Here is a 16,734-nt window from a genome sequence, read left to right as displayed (position 1 = left end):
TATTAGTTTATGTTACAGGTGACAATACTGGGCTGCGGAGCATCTATAGGCGTACCGGTAATCGGATGTGGTTGCTCTGTATGTTTATCAGATTCAAAGTACAATAAAAGAACTAGATCAGCAATATATATCAACGATGAAAATAGTCAAATACTAGTTGATTTTGGGTTTGATATCAAAAATCAGCTAGTAAGAGAAAAGATAAATAAACTTGATTGTGCGGTATTAACGCATTATCATTCCGATCATGTTAACGGAATTGATGATTTACGAATATTTTCTTTTATGGAAAAAAAGGCATTAGAAATCTATACAGACGCAAATACAGCAGCAAATTTACATAAAAGTTTCGACTATTTATTTGGTTATAATTCATTTATGCAAGGTCCAGTTCTTGAAACTAGGAATATTGATTTTTTTGATAAAATTAAGATTAACACAATTGAAATACAATTTTTTAGACAAACCCATGGTCCTATCGATAGTTTAGGTTTGCGGATAGGTGATTTTGTTTATTCGCCTGATGTTATTAATTTTCCGCCAGAGTCAGAGAAATTTTTGCAAAATATAAAAGTATGGATTTTAGATTGTATGGATTATACTTCAAATAAAAATCATGCAGGGCTTGATAAAGTCTTAGAGTGGCGAGAGAAATATAAACCAGAGCAGATATTATTGACAAATATGCGGCATACTATAGATTATCATGAAATTACAAAAATACTTCCAGATAATGTTAAACCGCTTTATGATGGTTATAAATTTACATTGTATACTCGATGAACTTGAAAAATTGGCTGTGTCGCTTCTCGTTTTTGATCCTCACGTAGTTTATCTACGCTGCGGTCAAAAACTCCGAGGCTTCTTGCTCTTTTCCAAGTTGATCTTCGTCTACTATTTATTAGAAGTATTATGATTATTTTAGAAAAAGTCTGTAAATGTTACGGCAAAAATTATGGTATTAAAAATATAGATTTAAGTTTTACCACTAAAGAAACCACTGTAATAATTGGTCCGTCAGGAGGTGGTAAGACCACTTTACTACGTGTTTTAAATAATTTAGAAGAACCAACTAGTGGAACCCTGCTTGTAGACGGCAAAAAGCTATTGCCAAAAGATAGAAGAAAATTGCGGTTAAAAGTTGGGATGGTTTTTCAGAATTTTAACCTCTTTCCGCATTTAAGTGTAGGTGATAATCTGATTTATACACCGGTGAATGTTTTAAAGATTCCAAAAGATGAAGCTATATCGAAAGCAAAAGAACTACTTGAAAAGTTTAAGCTAAGTCAGAAGTTTGATTCATATCCGGCAAATCTATCAGGTGGGCAGAAGCAGCGTATTGCAATAGCAAGAGCTTTAATGATGAAACCGGAAATTTTATTGTTCGATGAGCCAACATCGGCATTAGATCCTGAAAATATTAAAGATGTGATCGAGAACATTAATTTACTGAAAGACCAAATGAGTATGGTAGTAGTAACCCATCACTTAAAATTTGCGAAGCTGATAGCCGACCGTATTATTTTTATGGATCAAGGACAAATTTTAGCAAATCAATCGGCACAAGAGTTTTTTGACAAACCAGCTTCTCATAGGGTTAGGTTGTTTTTAGAAAATATCGGAGATTTTCTATAAAGAAGTGTATTTCTGCACCTCCTTATGGAAAAGAATAAATTAAAAAGTATCAAAAATAAAAGGTGGCTTCCACTTTTGATATTAGTTGTTATACTTTCAATATGGACAGAAAATACATAAAACTTATATTTATAATTTGCAGTACTATATTCATAACTGGCTTAGTATACAAATATATCAATCAGCACTATCCAAAGTTTTTTAAAGAGCCGCAAAATATCGGAAGTTTTTGTGCCTCATTACTAATATTATTTAGCATAATTTATAGCACTATAAGTCAAAATGAAATACGTAAATTTTGCTTGCAATTAGCAGCTTGGGCAGCAATTTTTTTAGTTATAATCATCGGCTATGCTTTTAGATTTGAACTAAATTATGCTTATCAAAGAGTAGCATCAGTGTTGATTCCATCATATAATTGGTCTACGGAAGCTGGCGAAATAATCATAGCTCGTAGCGGAGATGGACATTTTTATATTGATGCTGTTGTGAATAATGTTAAAATAAGCTTTATGATTGATACTGGGGCAAGTGATGTAGCTTTAACCAAAGAAGATGCTCAAAAATTAGGGTTTGATCTAACTCAGTTAAAATATACTAGAACCTATCTAACTGCTAATGGTGAAAATAAAGCCGCTCCTATAAAATTAGATAGTGTAATAATAGGAAAAGAATTTAAGGATATTAGTGGACATATCGGACTTGGTGATCTTGATGTTTCTCTTCTTGGTATGTCAGTACTTGAACGCTTTAAAGGTTTTAAGATTGATAAGGATTTGCTAATTTTAAATTATTAAAAATGAAGCTTATTTAAAGCCTATAGTCCTCAAACTAATGGAATATATGAACGATTCCACAAAACTATGCAGGAAAAATTTTATCATATTTTATTCCGTAAAAAGTTTTATTTCACCTTATAAAAATTACAAATTGATATAGATAATTGACATTGAACATGAGAATATTAGTAACTGGAGCTAACGGTTTTATTGAATCATATATTACTGCTGCATTGTTAAAAAGTAATTATAAAGTAGTATGTGCCGTTAGAGATATTGAATCTACTAGAAAAAAATTCCCTACTGCAGAAATTATACATTGTGATTTTAATACAGATATTAGCTCCCAAGATTGGATAAATAAATTAGAGAAAATAGATATAGTAATTAATGTCTCAGGTGTGTTAACGTCTAGTCGTGCTAATAATATTAAAAATGTTCATATCAACGGTCCAAAAGCTCTATTTAAGGCTTGTACTCTTACTAACGTAAAAAGAATTATTCATATTTCAGCTCTTGGAATAGATGATGAAGAAAACACTGCTTATGCTTTAACTAAAAAAGCAATAGAAAGGTATTTACAAAAATTAGAAAATATAGATTGGGTAATTTTACAACCTTCTCTTATTTATGCAAGCGGTTGCTATGGTGGTATAGCATAAGTCATTAAGGTACTGACAGAGCGAGAGTATCATGTTATAGTAAGCAAATATTAACAAGCATGTAAAGAGATATGGCACGAGCATATGCAATAGAACTAAGACTAAGAGTTATAAAAGCTGTAGAAGCAGGGATACGAATAAGTAAGGTAAGTAAATTATTTAATGTAAGTCGTGATACTATATATAAATGGAAAAAATTAAAAGATAAGCAAGGTACTTTAGAAGCAGCAACTGGTTATCAGAAAGGACATAGTCATAAGATAAAAGATTCAGAATTTTTTAAAGCTAATATGAATAAAACATCAAAGGAGTTAGCAAAGCAATGGGGTAATATTGCATCTGTAACTATTTTAAGACAAATCAGAAAACTTGGCTATAGCTATAAAAAAACTCATTTTCATCCGAAAAGAGATATTAAATTAAGAAATGAATTTATAGCAAAGATACAAACCATCACAAAAGACAAATTAGTATATCTTGATGAATCTGGAATAGAGGATAATGCTTGCAAAGAGTATGGATGGAGCATTATAGGACAAAGGTGTTATGGAGAAAAGGTGTATCAACATAAATTTAGAATAAGTATGATAGCTGGTCTTTGTAATGGTAATCTTATTGCTCCTGTAATATTTGAAGGTAATTGTAATACAGAGGTCTTTAAAACTTATATTAGGGATGTATTAATTACAGAATTACAACCTGGGCAAACCGTTATTATGGATAACATTAATTTTCATAAAAATTCTAAAGTTAAAGAGTTCATTGAATCCGTTGGTTGTACCATATTGTATTTACCAACTTACTCTCCTGATTTAAATCCTATAGAGCATTACTGGTTTAAGATAAAAAATGAAATTAGGAAAGTTGTAGGAGATTTTGAAACATTTTATGATGCTGTTTTTAATACTATTAAATTGTCAGTATCTTAATGATTTATGCTATACAGGTAGAGTTACTAAAGGTATAGGAGTAGTGAGTCTGGTATATTATAACCCTGATATTAATAAGTTTTGGGTAATAGATTATCGAATTTTTGCACCTGATCATGATGGAGCAACAAAACTAGAACACCTATTAAACATGTTAAATAATGCTGTTTATAGCAAGAAGATTCCTTTTCAAACAGTACTTTTTGACACATGGTATTCTACACACAAAATTATGCAACATGTTGACTCTCTGGGGAAATATTATTATGCCCCTATTAAAGCCAATAGAAACGTTAGTAAAACACACGATTCTAAACCTTATGAAGCTGTAAAAGAGTTGACATTTTCAGATGAAGAGATCAGGCATGGAGTAGAGATTCATATAAAAGGCTTTGCTAAAAATAAGCATGTTAATTTGTTTAAATTTACTGTTTCTACCAACAGAGTTGAGTATGTTGTTACCAATAACAAAACTCAAAAATCTTCTAAAGCTGCACAAGATGAGTGTGGCTTTCGATGGGTAATTGAGAGCATGCACAGAGAAATTAAGCAACTTACTGGGATAGAACGTTGTCAATGCAGGAAACAGCGTATTCAACGTAATCATATTAGTTGGGCATTTTTAGTTTGGGCATTTCTCAAAAGGACTGCAAATACAATCGGTAAAACGGTTTACCAAATAAAGTTAGGGCTTTTAGATGACTATATGCAACAACAGCTGCGTTCTCCATCTTTACGATATTTAGAACCAAACATAGCGTAAGTTTTGTATCATTCTATTTAGTTACTTACTTAAAAATCAAATATGAGGTAGCTTATGCAACTTAGTTCGAGCTCTTTTTCCATTATTAAAAAGGCAAACAATAGAAATAGCGTTACGGATAGCATTGCTTGCGATTTGTTCGCACATAACAATCCCTCTTAAGCGCGCCCCCTATTCCTGTAACATTACAAACTGTTGCAGTTATGTTTATTGGGCTTATTAAGGTAGTAAAACCAAAAGCCAAATATACTACTTGAACTTGAAAATTAGCTATATATGTCATTCCCGCAAAGGCATTGTTGCGTAGATCGGTTTTACCTTGTCATCCCGTGATTTATTCACGGGAGCCAGTTAAAAATACTAATAAAATTAGTATTTTTTATTATTTTCTGGATTGCTGCATTCCTTTGGGAATGACATTAAAAGTTTGTTAACTGGATCCCGGGGCGGGGCCACGGGATGACAAAGAAAAATTAAAAATATGTTCATGCCGCATTTTCCAGTACCAAAACCAAACTGGAAAAACCAAATTAAATATGATTTAGAAAATATAAGTAGTCTTTTAAAGGCTTTAGGCGATCCTCACTTAAGGCTTCCTCCTGTAATACATATAGCAGGTACGAACGGCAAAGGCTCAAGTAGTGCGATGCTTAAAAGCATTTTTACGCAAGCTGGTTATAAAGTACATTGCTATACTTCTCCACATTTATTAGAGTTTAACGAGCGAATTGTAGTAGCAGGTGAAAAAATTTCAGATGATGAATTATGGCAAGTTTGTGAACAAGTTAGGGTAGCAAGTGAGAAATTTAATATTGAACCTAGTTTTTTTGAAGGAACAACAGCTGCAGCTTTTCTAGCATTTGCGAATAATAAAGCTGATATATTAATATTAGAAACGGGACTGGGTGGTAGGTTAGATGCAACAAATGTAATAGATCAGCCGTTAATTACGTTAATTACCCCCATTTCATATGATCATATGCATATGCTAGGGTCAACCTTGCCGTTAATAGCTTTTGAAAAGGCTGGCATTATGAAGCAGGGCGTGCCTTGTGTTATAAGCGTACAAGTTCCCGAAGTTCCTGAAATATTATTTGCAAAGGCGGAAAATTTAGCAGTCCCCACCTTTTGTTATGAATATGATTTCGGTATACAAAAAACGGATAATGGGTTTATTTATTCCTCACAAAATTTTACCTATGAATTTCCTACTCCTTCGCTCTTTGGTGATCATCAATTAATCAATGCAGCAAGCGTTATTGCTTTGATAAGCCTAATTAATAAACAATTTAATATCAATAATGAAGCTATTGCTGAAGGTCTACAAAATACTATTTGGTCTGCCAGAATTGAAAAAATTAACCCACAAAAATATTCTAGATTAATAGGTGATAACGTACAAATTTGGGTGGATGGAGCTCATAATAATAGTGGAGCCCAAGCCTTAACAGCGTGGATTCGTGATAATTTAAAATCACCGATATATTTAATACTCGGTATGACTAAAAACCGCAATATAGAAGAGTTTTGTGTTTACTTCAAAGGTTTGATAACTAAAGGTTATGGTATTAAAGTTTTATCTGAAACATTAAGCTATAATGCTGAGATAATAGCCTTAGAGGCAAGTAAAACCGGTATTGATTTTGCTGCTAGTGATAGTCTTGAAGAAGCAATTATGGACATAAAAAAAATAAATGGCGATAATAAAGCAAATATCATAATAACCGGATCGCTTTTCTTAGCGGCTGATTTTTATAAACTGCTATCTACTCATTGACCTATTATTATATAGCATAAATCATTAAGATACTGACAATTTAATAGTGTTAAAAACAGCATCATAAAATGTTTCAAAATCTCCTACAACTTTCCTAATTTCATTTTTTATCTTAAACCAGTAATGCTCAATAGGATTTAAGTCAGGAGAGTAAGTTGGTAAAAATAAAATACTGCAACCAACAGATTCAATTAACGTTTTCACTTTTGTACTTTTATGAAAATTAATATTATCCATTACTACTATCTGACCAGCCTTTAATTCCTTGATCAATATCTCTTGTACATAAGTTTCAAAAATGTCCTTATTACATGTCCCATCAAATATTATTGGGGCAATAATATCTTTGACACACAGCCCAGCAATCATACTAATCCGTGATTTATGTTGATAGACCTTTTCACCATAACATCTTTGACCGATAATGCTCCACCCGTGTTCTCTACAGCTATTATCTTCTATCCCAGACTCATCGATAAATACTAAATCTTGTTTATCTATAGTTTTTAGTTTCAATATAAACTCATTCCTTAGACCAATATCCCTTTTGGGATGAAGAAAAGTTTTTTTTATAACTCAAAACTTACGCTATGAGTAAAAAAGTGATAAATTATTGTAAAAATAATTAAACATGTCAAAGAGGATAAAGTTGCAAGCAATACCAATTAATAGGACAGATTATTGTCAATTTTTAATAGTTAGCCAAAAGAATTATAGTTTAACCTACTACGCTGAACATGCAAAGAAATGTAGTCATGATGTTATTAATAGATTTTTAAGGAATGAAAAATATACACCTTCTTTGTTATGGGAACACATCAAGAATGATGTTATTTTTTCATCTAATGGATATACAATATTTGATGATACGGTTTTAAATAAAAGGAATACGAAGCAAATAGAAATTGCAAGATCGCAGTACAGTGGAGCTACAGGTAGAGTTACTAAAGGTATAGGAGTAGTGAGTCTGGTATATTATAACCCTGATATTAATAAGTTTTGGGTAATAGATTATCGAATTTTTGCACCTGATCATGATGGAGCAACAAAACTAGAACACCTATTAAACATGTTAAATAATGCTGTTTATAGCAAGAAGATTCCTTTTCAAACAGTACTTTTTGACACATGGTATTCTACACACAAAATTATGCAACATGTTGACTCTCTGGGGAAATATTATTATGCCCCTATTAAAGCCAATAGAAACGTTAGTAAAACACACGATTCTAAACCTTATAAAGCTGTAAAAGAGTTGACATTTTCAGATGAAGAGATCAGGCATGGAGTAGAGATTCATATAAAAGGCTTTGCTAAAAATAAGCATGTTAATTTGTTTAAATTTACTGTTTCTACCAACAGAGTTGAGTATGTTGTTACCAATAACAAAACTCAAAAATCTTCTAAAGCTGCACAAGATGAGTGTGGCTTTCGATGGGTAATTGAGAGCATGCACAGAGAAATTAAGCAACTTACTGGGATAGAACGTTGTCAATGCAGGAAACAGCGTATTCAACGTAATCATATTAGTTGTGCATTTTTAGTTTGGGCATTTCTCAAAAGGACTGCAAATACAATCGGTAAAACGGTTTACCAAATAAAGTTAGGGCTTTTAGATGACTATATGCAACAACAGCTGCGTTCTCCATCTTTACGATATTTAGAACCAAACATAGCGTAAGTTTTGATAGATTAATAAGTTCTGCCAATTTCTTTAGTAAAGTCAGCAAAGATTATACTTTTGGGTTATCGAAAGCATTTTTGCCGATTTTAGTCCATTGATTTTGGATACTCGGATGTTGTATTAATTCTTCTTTCAAAGAAACAAAAGCACCAAGTAAGCTGTTAGTAGGTAAATCATCAAGTTTTGCTTTTACAACTAAACCTCCCATTTCAATCAAATGACGAGTACGAATTTTCCTTTCCTGAATTTTAAGTTTAACCTCTTCCATAACTACTTTAGCCTTCTTTTGTTCTAATTTTAATCTTCGTTTTATGACATTATCCATATAAATAGTTTAAACTTTTCATTGTTACAATCATCATGAATGCTCAATAAATTTTGGAAGTCAACTGCATAATTATAAGTGTTAAGGAATTCTGCAAATTTTTTCTTGAACAGATCAATATTGGATACAAGTTTTAAGTTTGCAAAGTCCAGTATAATAGTAAAATAGAAAACCATTTAAAATCAAAATATCCCCATACCTAAAAACCGAACCAGCAAACTAAGATCAATAAAAACAAATAAAGATGAGTACCATTATTAGACTATAAAGAAGTAGCAGAGAGGAGAGTTCTCTCCTTGTTTGTAAAAACAGGGAGAGACGCAATATATAAACCTTACGGTTTATTTTTGCTTGCTGGTTCAAGTGGTTCTGGTTTCAGTGGATGATTTTAAGATTGCATGGTAATGTCAATGATGGATTGAACATTGTTAGAATTAACAAACCATGGCGATACAGTTTGCAAGAATAGAAATAGTAAGTAGGAGTGAAGGTAAAAATGCTTGCCTTAAAGCCGCCTATAATGCCAGGCTGATTATTAAAGATGAGAGAACTAACATCACTTATAATTTTAGCAAAAAAGGCGATAATGTTTATCATGCTGTTTTATTGCCAGATCATGTAGATAAAAGATTCAAAGACTCAAGGATCTTGATGAATGAGGTAGAGCGTACAGAGAAAAGAAAAAACAGTCAATTATTAAAAGATATAGTTATAGCACTGCCTGATGATAAGGAATTAGATTTAGATGATAGAATAGCCATTACTCATGAAATCATCGAAGAGATGGGGTGGGTAAGAAATGGCCTAGGAGTTCAGGTTGATATTCATCAGCCACATGATGGAGAAAAGAATTGGCATGCCCATGTGCTTGTGACTACCAGAAGATTTACAGAAAACGGTAAAGCTTTAGGAGCTAAGGCAGTAGATTTAAATCCTAAATTTGCCAAAGTTAAGGGCAAAGCGTTCATTATCCCCGAAGATAAAATTATTCATGAAAAAGCTAAAGAAGTAATCAATAAATATTTTGCCAAGTTAGGTTTAGAAATCCGAGTAGACCCAATAAGTTTTATGCCACAGCAGCATGTCGGCCCTACTAGAATGCGAAGTATTATCAATGAAATAGCAGAGCAAAATAACATATGCAGGTTTGCCCATCTTGAAATCATCAAAGGAGCAGATGGAGTGCTTGATCGCATGATTCGTCATCAAGCTATTTTTACTAAATTGGATATAGAAAAAGCAGTAAAAGAGATTAAAGAAGAAGCATGTTAGCAACGGAAGTAAAATGATACAGAGCAACGGATAAAAATTGATACAGTATTAAAGTAATATCTTCTGAATAAGGTGAAAATACTATAAGTAAGTAGAACAGAACCTATTTAAAATAATAAGATTTTAAATAGGTAATGATGAACAGAAAATATAGACACTTATCTCGAGAAGAGAGATATGAGATAAAAAGAATGTATGACCTAGGAGTCAGTATTAATAAGATAGCACAACATCTTACGAGGTCTAAAAGCACTATTAGTATGGAGCTAAAAAGAAATAAGGTAAAAGATAAGTATATGCCTTGTATTGCTCAGGAAAAATATGAAAACAGGATGTATCAGCAAGAGTTATTAAAAATAGAAAAGAACCCTATGTTGTTAGATTATATTAAAAATGCTATGATTCGCAAGAAATGGTCGCCGGATGCTATAGCCGGAAAGTTAAAACTAGACAAAAATACAGCTTTGTGTATCAGTACAGAAAGTATATATAGATTTGTTTACACTTCTGCAGTAGCAGCTAAATTAAAGTTATATAGCTATTTACCTTCTAAAAGATATAAAAGGCAAAAAAGAGGGAAGAGGCGTCAAAGGATCATTATACCACAAAGGATCTCAATACATCAGCGTGATGCAATAGCTACGAAAAAGGTAGAAGTAGGGCATTTTGAGGCAGATCTTACATTTCATAAAGGTAATCAAAGTATGAATATTGGTGCACTGGTGGATAAAAAGAGTCAAAAGATTATTTTAGTGCTGAATAACTCCAAGAGAGCTACAACAGTTACCAATGGTTTTTTAAGAAAGATAAAAACTCTTCCAAATAGTGTGAGAAAGACTATTACTATGGATAATGGCAAAGAGTTTGTGGGGCATGTTGCCTATAGACTATCTGGGTTTCAAACTTTCTTTTGTGATCCATACCGCCCTAGACAAAAAGCATTAGTGGAAAAAATGAATTCTATGATTCATAGAATTTTACCTAAAAATACAGATATTACTACCGTTACACAAAGAGCTCTTGACAATGTTGCTGAGATTTTAAATAACATGCCAAGAAAGATTTTTGGTTATAAAACCCCCAATGAAATTTGGGCAGAAAATTTATAGGTTTTGTTCTACTTAGTCCTTGAATTTTCAAGGAGGTAATAAATAATGATAATACTGGAGCAAATAATGGAAATAAAAATATTGAATAAACATGGTAAAAGCTTAAGAAGTATAGCAAGAGAAGTAGGTGCATCAGTAAATACAGTACGTAAATATTTAAAATATGATGGTTCCCCTAAATATAAGGATAGGCCAAAGTTGGTAACAAAGCTTGCCCCATATAAAGACTACTTGAGTGACAGAATAAAATCAGCCCATCCTGTATCACTATCTGGTACTGTTTCAAGAGATAAAGGAGTTGGGTTACACAGGCGGGATGACCCAACTCAGGTATTATTTAAGGAGTATAAAGCCTGCAGCTAAACAGGAGGATATGATAAGATTTGAGACTGCTTCTGGCAAACAGATGCAAGTTGACTGGATAGAATTTCGTAAGGGGAAAAGTCCTCTATCAGCTTTTGTGGCTACATTAGGATTTAGTCGAGCAAGCTATGTAGAATTTGTTACTAATGAGAAGCTTGTAACATTAATAGAATGCCATAAGCGGGCATTTGAATAGGCTCTGTCCAAATAAGTGTGGGAATTTCTCAAAGGTTATATAAAAATATAATATAACAAAAGGAGAAATTATATGCACCAAAAACAAAATGAAGCAATGAATCAAGCGATAGATTTATTAATAAATAATGATACAGATATATCAACATTACTTAAAGAGGATGGTTTATTAAAGCAATTAACCAAACGGCTTGTAGAGAAGGCATTGCATTCAGAGATGAATAATCACTTAGGATATGATAAATATTGTCATACTGATAGTGATAATGTTCGTAATGGTAAGAATGTAAAGAATCTAGTAACAAATAATGGAGTTATAGAGATTGAGGTTCCAAGGGATAGAAGTAGTACATTTGAACCTGCATTAATTCCAAAGCGTCAAAGACGTATTGAAGGATTTGATGATAAAATAATATCGTTATACGCTAAAGGAATGAGCTTATCTGATATTAAGATTCAAATGCAAGAATTGTATGGAGCTGACGTTAGCGAAAGTTTGATAAGTCAAATTACTGATGATGTAATTGAGGATGTCAAGATATGGCAAAGCCGACCATTGGATCGAGTATATGCTATAGTATTTTTTGACTGTTTAGTAGTAAAAGTACGTCAAGATAAACGAATTATCAATAAGTCTGTATATGTAGCATTAGGTATTGATTTATCTGGCAGGAAGGATATTTTAGGATTGTGGATCAGTGAAAATGAAGGAGCAAAATTTTGGCTTGGTAATTTTACTGAGATGAAGAACAGAGGTATGCAAGACATGCTTATTGCTTGCAGTGATAATTTAACCGGTATGTCTGAGGCGATAGAGGCAGTTTTTCCGAAAACCGAACATCAATTATGTATTGTACATCAGATTAGAAATAGTTTAAAATATGTATCATATAAAGACCGAAAAGAATTAGCGGCTGATTTAAAGCCTATTTATACTGCTAGCACAGAGGAAGAAGCACATCTTGCTTTAGAATCTTTTGAAGCTAAATGGAGTAAACAGTATCCACAAATTGCTAAATCTTGGTATGTTCATTGGGAAAATTTAATGGTTTTTCTAGGATACCCTGAGGCGATAAGGAAAGTAATATACACAACGAATAGTGTAGAATCTGTCAATAGCCAATTACGTAAGGTTACCAAGAATAAACGGGTTTTTCCAAATGATAATGCCGTTTTTAAGACCTTATATTTGGCAATTGATTATATGACCAAGAAATGGGCTATGCCGATTCCAAACTGGAACGCAGCTATGGCTCACTTTTTGATAAAATTTGAAGGTAGAATTTAAGCCCTATGAAAAATTTACACACTTAATTAGAAAGACTCTTTGAATATTTTGGCGGAGTGCCAGAAGAAGTACTGTATGACAACATGAAGACAGTAATACTGGATAGGGATACATATGGTCCTGGCATACACCGCTTTAATAAAGGTATGCTGGATTTTGCCAAACATTACAGTTTCCGATTAAAAGTGTGTAGGCCTTATAGAGCAAAAACTAAGGGCAAGGTTGAGCGATTTAACAGATATATAAGAGAAAGCTTTTATAATCCATTAGCAACAAAATTAAAAACTGCAGAGTTAGTGTTGGATGTGGATACTGCAAATTCAGAGGTGCTAAAATGGTTGCGTGATACTGCGAATCGGCGTGTGCATGGAACAACAGGCGAAATACCTGCAGAAAGATTAAAGTTTGAAAGGAGCAATCTTCCGCCACTACCATTGGATTATAGTGGTAGTCATCCTGCAGCACTAGAGATTATGGAAGATAAAAGGGAACGATTTTCTACAGTTTCCTTACAACATTCCCTCTGCATATACCAAAGTATACTGGAGGCATTATGAACCTACAGCACCAACGTATAGAAGAGCTATGCCGCTCTTTAAACCTTATTCAGATAGCTGAAAATTATTTTGATATTGCACAATCTTCTAGTAAAGAAGACTCAAGTTATACGGATTTCCTTGAGTCAATATTCAAAACTTACGCTATGTTTGATATAATTCCTATAAATTAAAGGATATTATAAAGTGATGCACTGTAAAAACATAGCTTTGTAGTAAGGGTTTTTAGCATATTTGCTATAACATAGCGTAAGTTTTGTATTAAAAACAGAGCTGTTGGCACGACAGAATAGAAGTAAATCAATACTCACCAGAATGGCAGGTTTTCCTGCTATTAAAACGCTGGATAATTTTGATTATGATTTTGCTACAGGAATAAAACGCAAGATTCTGGAAGGCCTAAGATCTCTATCTTTTGTAGAAAGACAGGAAAATATTATTCTGCTTGGTCCTTCTGGAGTAGGAAAAACCCATATAGCTATTGCCCTTGGTTATGCAGCTACACAATGTGGAATCAAGACTAAATTTATAACAGCTGCAGATTTGATGCTTGTACTGAATGCCGGACTAAACCAGGGAAACCTGGACTCCATATTCAAAAGAGTCATACTACCATATAAATTACTTATAATAGATGAATTTGGATATCTGCCGTTAAAACAGGAACAAGCTAATCTATTATTTCAGGTTATAGCAAAGCGTTATGAGAAGGGTAGCATAATTCTTACAAGTAATCTTCCATTTGGACAATGGCACAATAGTCTTGCTCAGGATAGTGCTCTTACAGCTGCTATCTTAGATCGTCTGCTTCATCACTCCACTATACTCAATATTAAAGGTGATAGTTTCAGGCTTAAGGATAAAAAGAAAGCTGGTCTTGTGCCAATAGAAATTACTAATAAACAGGAGGATAATTTTATGACTTAAATATCAGATAATTTTTTTATGATACTGTATCAATTTTCAGCCGTTGCATATTAAAAATCTGTATCATTTTTCGACCGCTGTTGACATCGTACTTGCAGATACTTTTTGACTCCAGTTATTAGCTAGCTCCATGGTGGTTTTATCAAAATTTAATTCTATAAATTTTTTAAATCCCTCTATGTCTCTTATTATTCTACGATGTCCTATATGATAACCACTTTTTGCTTTGACATCCCCAGTTTGTTTCTTTAATTTTTTCCACTCTATTATAGTCTTCCTACTAATAGAGTATATCTCTGAAGTCTCTTTTATTGTTTTACCATCTGTTAAACTTTTTATTACTCGTATTCTTAAATCGTATGAATATGCCTTTGCCATAAGTTTTTCATTTAGTATAGCATAAATCATTAAGATACTGACAATTTAATAGTATTAAAAACAGCATCATAAAATGTTTCAAAATCTCCTACAACTTTCCTAATTTCATTTTTTATCTTAAACCAGTAATGCTCTATAGGATTTAAATCAGGAGAGTAAGTTGGTAAATACAATATGGTACAACCAACGGATTCAATGAACTCTTTAACTTTAGAATTTTTATGAAAATTAATGTTATCCATAATAACGGTTTGCCCAGGTTGTAATTCTGTAATTAATACATCCCTAATATAAGTTTTAAAGACCTCTGTATTACAATTACCTTCAAATATTACAGGAGCAATAAGATTACCATTACAAAGACCAGCTATCATACTTATTCTACAAAACTTACGCTATGTTTGGTTCTAAATATCGTAAAGATGGAGAACGCAGCTGTTGTTGCATATAGTCATCTAAAAGCCCTAACTTTATTTGGTAAACCGTTTTACCGATTGTATTTGCAGTCCTTTTGAGAAATGCCCAAACTAAAAATGCACAACTAATATGATTACGTTGAATATGCTGTTTCCTGCATTGACAACGTTCTATCCCAGTAAGTTGCTTAATTTCTCTGTGCATGCTCTCAATTACCCATCGAAAGCCACACTCATCTTGTGCAGCTTTAGAAGATTTGTGAGTTTTGTTATTGGTAACAACATACTCAACTCTGTTGGTAGAAACAGTAAATTTAAACAAATTAACATGCTTATTTTTAGCAAAGCCTTTTATATGAATCTCTACTCCATGCCTGATCTCTTCATCTGAAAATGTCAACTCTTTTACAGCTTTATAAGGTTTAGAATCGTGTGTTTTACTAACGTTTCTATTGGCTTTAATAGGGGCATAATAATATTTCCCCAGAGAGTCAACATGTTGCATAATTTTGTGTGTAGAATACCATGTGTCAAAAAGTACTGTTTGAAAAAGAATCTTCTTGCTATAAACAGCATTATTTAACATGTTTAATAGGTGTTCTAGTTTTGTTGCTCCATCATGATCAGGTGCAAAAATTCGATAATCTATTACCCAAAACTTATTAATATCAGGGTTATAATATACCAGACTCACTACTCCTATACCTTTAGTAACTCTACCTGTAGCTCCACTGTACTGCGATCTTGCAATTTCTATTTGCTTCGTATTCCTTTTATTTAAAACCGTATCATCAAATATTGTATATCCATTAGATGAAAAAATAACATCATTCTTGATGTGTTCCCATAACAAAGAAGGTGTATATTTTTCATTCCTTAAAAATCTATTAATAACATCATGACTACATTTCTTTGTATGTTCAGCGTAGTAGGTTAAACTATAATTCTTTTGGCTAACTATTAAAAATTGACAATAATCTGTCCTATTAATTGGTATTGCTTGCAACTTTATCCTCTTTGACATGTTTAATCTCTTTTGGGTATATTCCCCGCCGCTTGCGGCGTAATATGGCGGAATGAGCAAATATATACATAAAAGTCATAATGTTACGGTACTGCTGTATCACATGGTATTTCCAGCAAAATATCGCCGAGCAGTGTTTGACGTATCAGTTGATCAAGTATTACGAGAAATATGTTTAGAGATAGAAAAGAGATATCAAATAAAATTTTTAGAAATAGGGGTTGATGAAGATCATGTCCATTTTTTGGTACAATCTGTACCAACCTATAGCGTAACAAAAATAGTAACAACAATTAAAAGTGTTACAGCTCGTCAAATATTTAGACAGTGTCCACAGGTAAAGAAACAATTATGGGGTGGAGAATTTTGGACTGATGGATATTTTACGAGTACGGTAGGTAAGCATGGAAATGAGAATATGATAGGAAAATACGTAAAAAACCAAGGCAAGGAATATCAGAAACTGCATGAGGATCATCAGCTAGCTTTCTTCTAAAATACCCCGCTGCTTGCGGCGGGGATTACTTTTATTTATTTTTACAATAATTTATCACTTTTTTACTCATAGCGTAAGTTTTGTATATTTAAATTGGCTAAAAAAGAACGAATGTTTTGAAAATGAAAAGCCTCCGATAGGTATTATATTATGTT

17 protein-coding genes and 6 pseudogenes are annotated in these 16,734 nt (G+C 32.6%); 18 read left to right on the top strand and 5 right to left on the bottom strand.

Annotated elements, in window-relative coordinates; genetic code table 11:
- The first annotated feature begins 9 nt into the window (after positions 1–9).
- The 8 genes and pseudogenes from AAGD55_RS04245 to AAGD55_RS04210 all read left to right on the top strand — a co-directional run bounded on the left by AAGD55_RS04245 (position 10) and on the right by AAGD55_RS04210 (position 6,545).
- A complete protein-coding gene (locus tag AAGD55_RS04245) occupies positions 10–783 on the top strand; it encodes an MBL fold metallo-hydrolase (protein ID WP_341792258.1) in 774 nt (257 codons plus the stop codon).
- 129 nt (positions 784–912) lie between these two features.
- The gene (locus AAGD55_RS04240) at positions 913–1,635 is read left to right on the top strand and encodes an amino acid ABC transporter ATP-binding protein (protein ID WP_341792257.1); all 723 of its coding nucleotides are present in this window, start codon (positions 913–915) and stop codon (positions 1,633–1,635) included.
- A 101-nt stretch (positions 1,636–1,736) separates the two neighbouring features.
- Positions 1,737–2,432 (top strand): TIGR02281 family clan AA aspartic protease, encoded by a 696-nt coding sequence (locus AAGD55_RS04235; RefSeq protein WP_341792256.1) that lies wholly within the window; start codon positions 1,737–1,739, stop codon positions 2,430–2,432.
- Between the two features lie 15 nt (positions 2,433–2,447).
- A pseudogene (locus tag AAGD55_RS04230) lies at positions 2,448–2,552 on the top strand (IS481 family transposase); the annotation flags it as partial.
- Between the two features lie 38 nt (positions 2,553–2,590).
- Entirely contained in the window at positions 2,591–3,076 is a 486-nt protein-coding gene (locus AAGD55_RS04225; RefSeq protein ID WP_341792514.1) for an NAD-dependent epimerase/dehydratase family protein, read from the top strand.
- 71 nt (positions 3,077–3,147) lie between these two features.
- The gene (locus AAGD55_RS04220) at positions 3,148–4,005 is read left to right on the top strand and encodes an IS630 family transposase (protein ID WP_341792255.1); all 858 of its coding nucleotides are present in this window, start codon (positions 3,148–3,150) and stop codon (positions 4,003–4,005) included.
- On the top strand, positions 3,965–4,768 hold the full coding sequence (locus AAGD55_RS04215; protein WP_341792254.1) for a transposase: 804 nt from the start codon (positions 3,965–3,967) through the stop codon (positions 4,766–4,768). Before AAGD55_RS04220 ends, AAGD55_RS04215 begins: the two co-directional genes overlap by 41 nt.
- A 481-nt stretch (positions 4,769–5,249) precedes the next feature.
- Positions 5,250–6,545: a folylpolyglutamate synthase/dihydrofolate synthase family protein gene (locus tag AAGD55_RS04210; RefSeq protein WP_341792253.1), complete on the top strand. Its 1,296-nt coding sequence runs from the start codon at positions 5,250–5,252 to the stop codon at positions 6,543–6,545.
- A gap of 24 nt (positions 6,546–6,569) precedes the next feature.
- Here AAGD55_RS04210 and AAGD55_RS04205 read toward each other — a convergent pair.
- Positions 6,570–7,115, bottom strand: a pseudogene (locus AAGD55_RS04205) (IS630 family transposase); the annotation flags it as partial.
- 61 nt (positions 7,116–7,176) lie between these two features.
- On the opposite strand from AAGD55_RS04205, the gene AAGD55_RS04200 reads away from it, so the two are divergent.
- Positions 7,177–8,226 carry a transposase gene (locus AAGD55_RS04200; protein ID WP_341792252.1) on the top strand — a complete coding sequence of 350 codons (1,050 nt, stop codon included), beginning with the start codon at positions 7,177–7,179 and terminating at the stop codon, positions 8,224–8,226.
- 52 nt (positions 8,227–8,278) lie between these two features.
- Here AAGD55_RS04200 and AAGD55_RS04195 read toward each other — a convergent pair whose 3' ends face one another.
- The gene (locus AAGD55_RS04195) at positions 8,279–8,554 is read right to left on the bottom strand and encodes a conjugal transfer protein TraD (RefSeq protein ID WP_410526116.1); all 276 of its coding nucleotides are present in this window, start codon (positions 8,552–8,554) and stop codon (positions 8,279–8,281) included.
- A gap of 444 nt (positions 8,555–8,998) precedes the next feature.
- Between AAGD55_RS04195 and AAGD55_RS04190 the strand changes: the two are divergent.
- The 8 genes and pseudogenes from AAGD55_RS04190 to istB all read left to right on the top strand — a co-directional run.
- Positions 8,999–9,817: pseudogene (locus tag AAGD55_RS04190) on the top strand (MobA/MobL family protein); the annotation flags it as partial.
- A gap of 143 nt (positions 9,818–9,960) precedes the next feature.
- Positions 9,961–10,935: an IS30 family transposase gene (locus AAGD55_RS04185; RefSeq protein ID WP_341790922.1), complete on the top strand. Its 975-nt coding sequence runs from the start codon at positions 9,961–9,963 to the stop codon at positions 10,933–10,935.
- Positions 10,936–10,980: 45 nt separating this feature from the next.
- On the top strand, positions 10,981–11,298 hold the full coding sequence (locus tag AAGD55_RS04180; protein WP_341792250.1) for a hypothetical protein: 318 nt from the start codon (positions 10,981–10,983) through the stop codon (positions 11,296–11,298).
- Positions 11,299–11,308: 10 nt separating this feature from the next.
- Positions 11,309–11,494, top strand: coding sequence for a hypothetical protein (locus AAGD55_RS04175; protein ID WP_341792249.1), 186 nt, complete (start codon positions 11,309–11,311; stop codon positions 11,492–11,494).
- Positions 11,495–11,566: 72 nt separating this feature from the next.
- Positions 11,567–12,781 (top strand): IS256 family transposase, encoded by a 1,215-nt coding sequence (locus AAGD55_RS04170; RefSeq protein ID WP_341790928.1) that lies wholly within the window; start codon positions 11,567–11,569, stop codon positions 12,779–12,781.
- A gap of 29 nt (positions 12,782–12,810) precedes the next feature.
- A pseudogene (locus tag AAGD55_RS04165) lies at positions 12,811–13,215 on the top strand (IS21 family transposase); the annotation flags it as partial.
- Positions 13,216–13,334: 119 nt separating this feature from the next.
- On the top strand, positions 13,335–13,511 hold the full coding sequence (locus tag AAGD55_RS04160; RefSeq protein WP_341792248.1) for a hypothetical protein: 177 nt from the start codon (positions 13,335–13,337) through the stop codon (positions 13,509–13,511).
- Between the two features lie 85 nt (positions 13,512–13,596).
- Positions 13,597–14,265, top strand: a pseudogene (gene istB / locus AAGD55_RS04155) (IS21-like element helper ATPase IstB); the annotation flags it as partial.
- 63 nt (positions 14,266–14,328) lie between these two features.
- Here the strand turns inward: istB and AAGD55_RS04150 are convergent.
- From AAGD55_RS04150 to AAGD55_RS04140, 3 genes and pseudogenes are all read right to left on the bottom strand, one after another.
- Positions 14,329–14,673 (bottom strand): IS630 transposase-related protein, encoded by a 345-nt coding sequence (locus AAGD55_RS04150; protein ID WP_341792247.1) that lies wholly within the window; start codon positions 14,671–14,673, stop codon positions 14,329–14,331.
- Positions 14,673–15,026: pseudogene (locus AAGD55_RS04145) on the bottom strand (IS630 family transposase); the annotation flags it as partial. The pseudogene AAGD55_RS04145 and the gene AAGD55_RS04150, both read right to left, overlap by 1 nt.
- 7 nt (positions 15,027–15,033) lie before the next feature.
- Positions 15,034–16,143 (bottom strand): transposase, encoded by a 1,110-nt coding sequence (locus AAGD55_RS04140; protein ID WP_341792246.1) that lies wholly within the window; start codon positions 16,141–16,143, stop codon positions 15,034–15,036.
- Between AAGD55_RS04140 and tnpA the strand changes: the two genes are divergently transcribed.
- Positions 16,136–16,579 carry an IS200/IS605 family transposase gene (tnpA, locus tag AAGD55_RS04135; RefSeq protein WP_341790826.1) on the top strand — a complete coding sequence of 148 codons (444 nt, stop codon included), beginning with the start codon at positions 16,136–16,138 and terminating at the stop codon, positions 16,577–16,579. The two genes, AAGD55_RS04140 and tnpA, sit on opposite strands and share 8 nt — an antisense overlap.
- Positions 16,580–16,734 lie beyond the last annotated feature (155 nt).

The organism is Rickettsia endosymbiont of Gonocerus acuteangulatus, from assembly GCF_964026435.1.
Taxonomy (GTDB): Bacteria; Pseudomonadota; Alphaproteobacteria; order Rickettsiales; family Rickettsiaceae; genus Rickettsia.
Note: the sequence above shows the minus strand (reverse complement) of the source record. Positions and strands in the feature narration are given on the sequence as shown.

Coding starts and splice junctions, on each gene's coding strand:
- AAGD55_RS04245 (WP_341792258.1), top strand. CDS start 10: ATGTTACAGGTGACAATACTGGGCTGCGGAGCATCTATAGGCGTACCG.
- AAGD55_RS04240 (WP_341792257.1), top strand. CDS start 913: ATGATTATTTTAGAAAAAGTCTGTAAATGTTACGGCAAAAATTATGGT.
- AAGD55_RS04235 (WP_341792256.1), top strand. CDS start 1,737: ATGGACAGAAAATACATAAAACTTATATTTATAATTTGCAGTACTATA.
- AAGD55_RS04225 (WP_341792514.1), top strand. CDS start 2,591: ATGAGAATATTAGTAACTGGAGCTAACGGTTTTATTGAATCATATATT.
- AAGD55_RS04220 (WP_341792255.1), top strand. CDS start 3,148: ATGGCACGAGCATATGCAATAGAACTAAGACTAAGAGTTATAAAAGCT.
- AAGD55_RS04215 (WP_341792254.1), top strand. CDS start 3,965: ATGATGCTGTTTTTAATACTATTAAATTGTCAGTATCTTAATGATTTA.
- AAGD55_RS04210 (WP_341792253.1), top strand. CDS start 5,250: ATGTTCATGCCGCATTTTCCAGTACCAAAACCAAACTGGAAAAACCAA.
- AAGD55_RS04200 (WP_341792252.1), top strand. CDS start 7,177: ATGTCAAAGAGGATAAAGTTGCAAGCAATACCAATTAATAGGACAGAT.
- AAGD55_RS04195 (WP_410526116.1), bottom strand. CDS start 8,554: ATGGATAATGTCATAAAACGAAGATTAAAATTAGAACAAAAGAAGGCT.
- AAGD55_RS04185 (WP_341790922.1), top strand. CDS start 9,961: ATGATGAACAGAAAATATAGACACTTATCTCGAGAAGAGAGATATGAG.
- AAGD55_RS04180 (WP_341792250.1), top strand. CDS start 10,981: ATGATAATACTGGAGCAAATAATGGAAATAAAAATATTGAATAAACAT.
- AAGD55_RS04175 (WP_341792249.1), top strand. CDS start 11,309: ATGATAAGATTTGAGACTGCTTCTGGCAAACAGATGCAAGTTGACTGG.
- AAGD55_RS04170 (WP_341790928.1), top strand. CDS start 11,567: ATGCACCAAAAACAAAATGAAGCAATGAATCAAGCGATAGATTTATTA.
- AAGD55_RS04160 (WP_341792248.1), top strand. CDS start 13,335: ATGAACCTACAGCACCAACGTATAGAAGAGCTATGCCGCTCTTTAAAC.
- AAGD55_RS04150 (WP_341792247.1), bottom strand. CDS start 14,673: ATGATTTATGCTATACTAAATGAAAAACTTATGGCAAAGGCATATTCA.
- tnpA (WP_341790826.1), top strand. CDS start 16,136: ATGAGCAAATATATACATAAAAGTCATAATGTTACGGTACTGCTGTAT.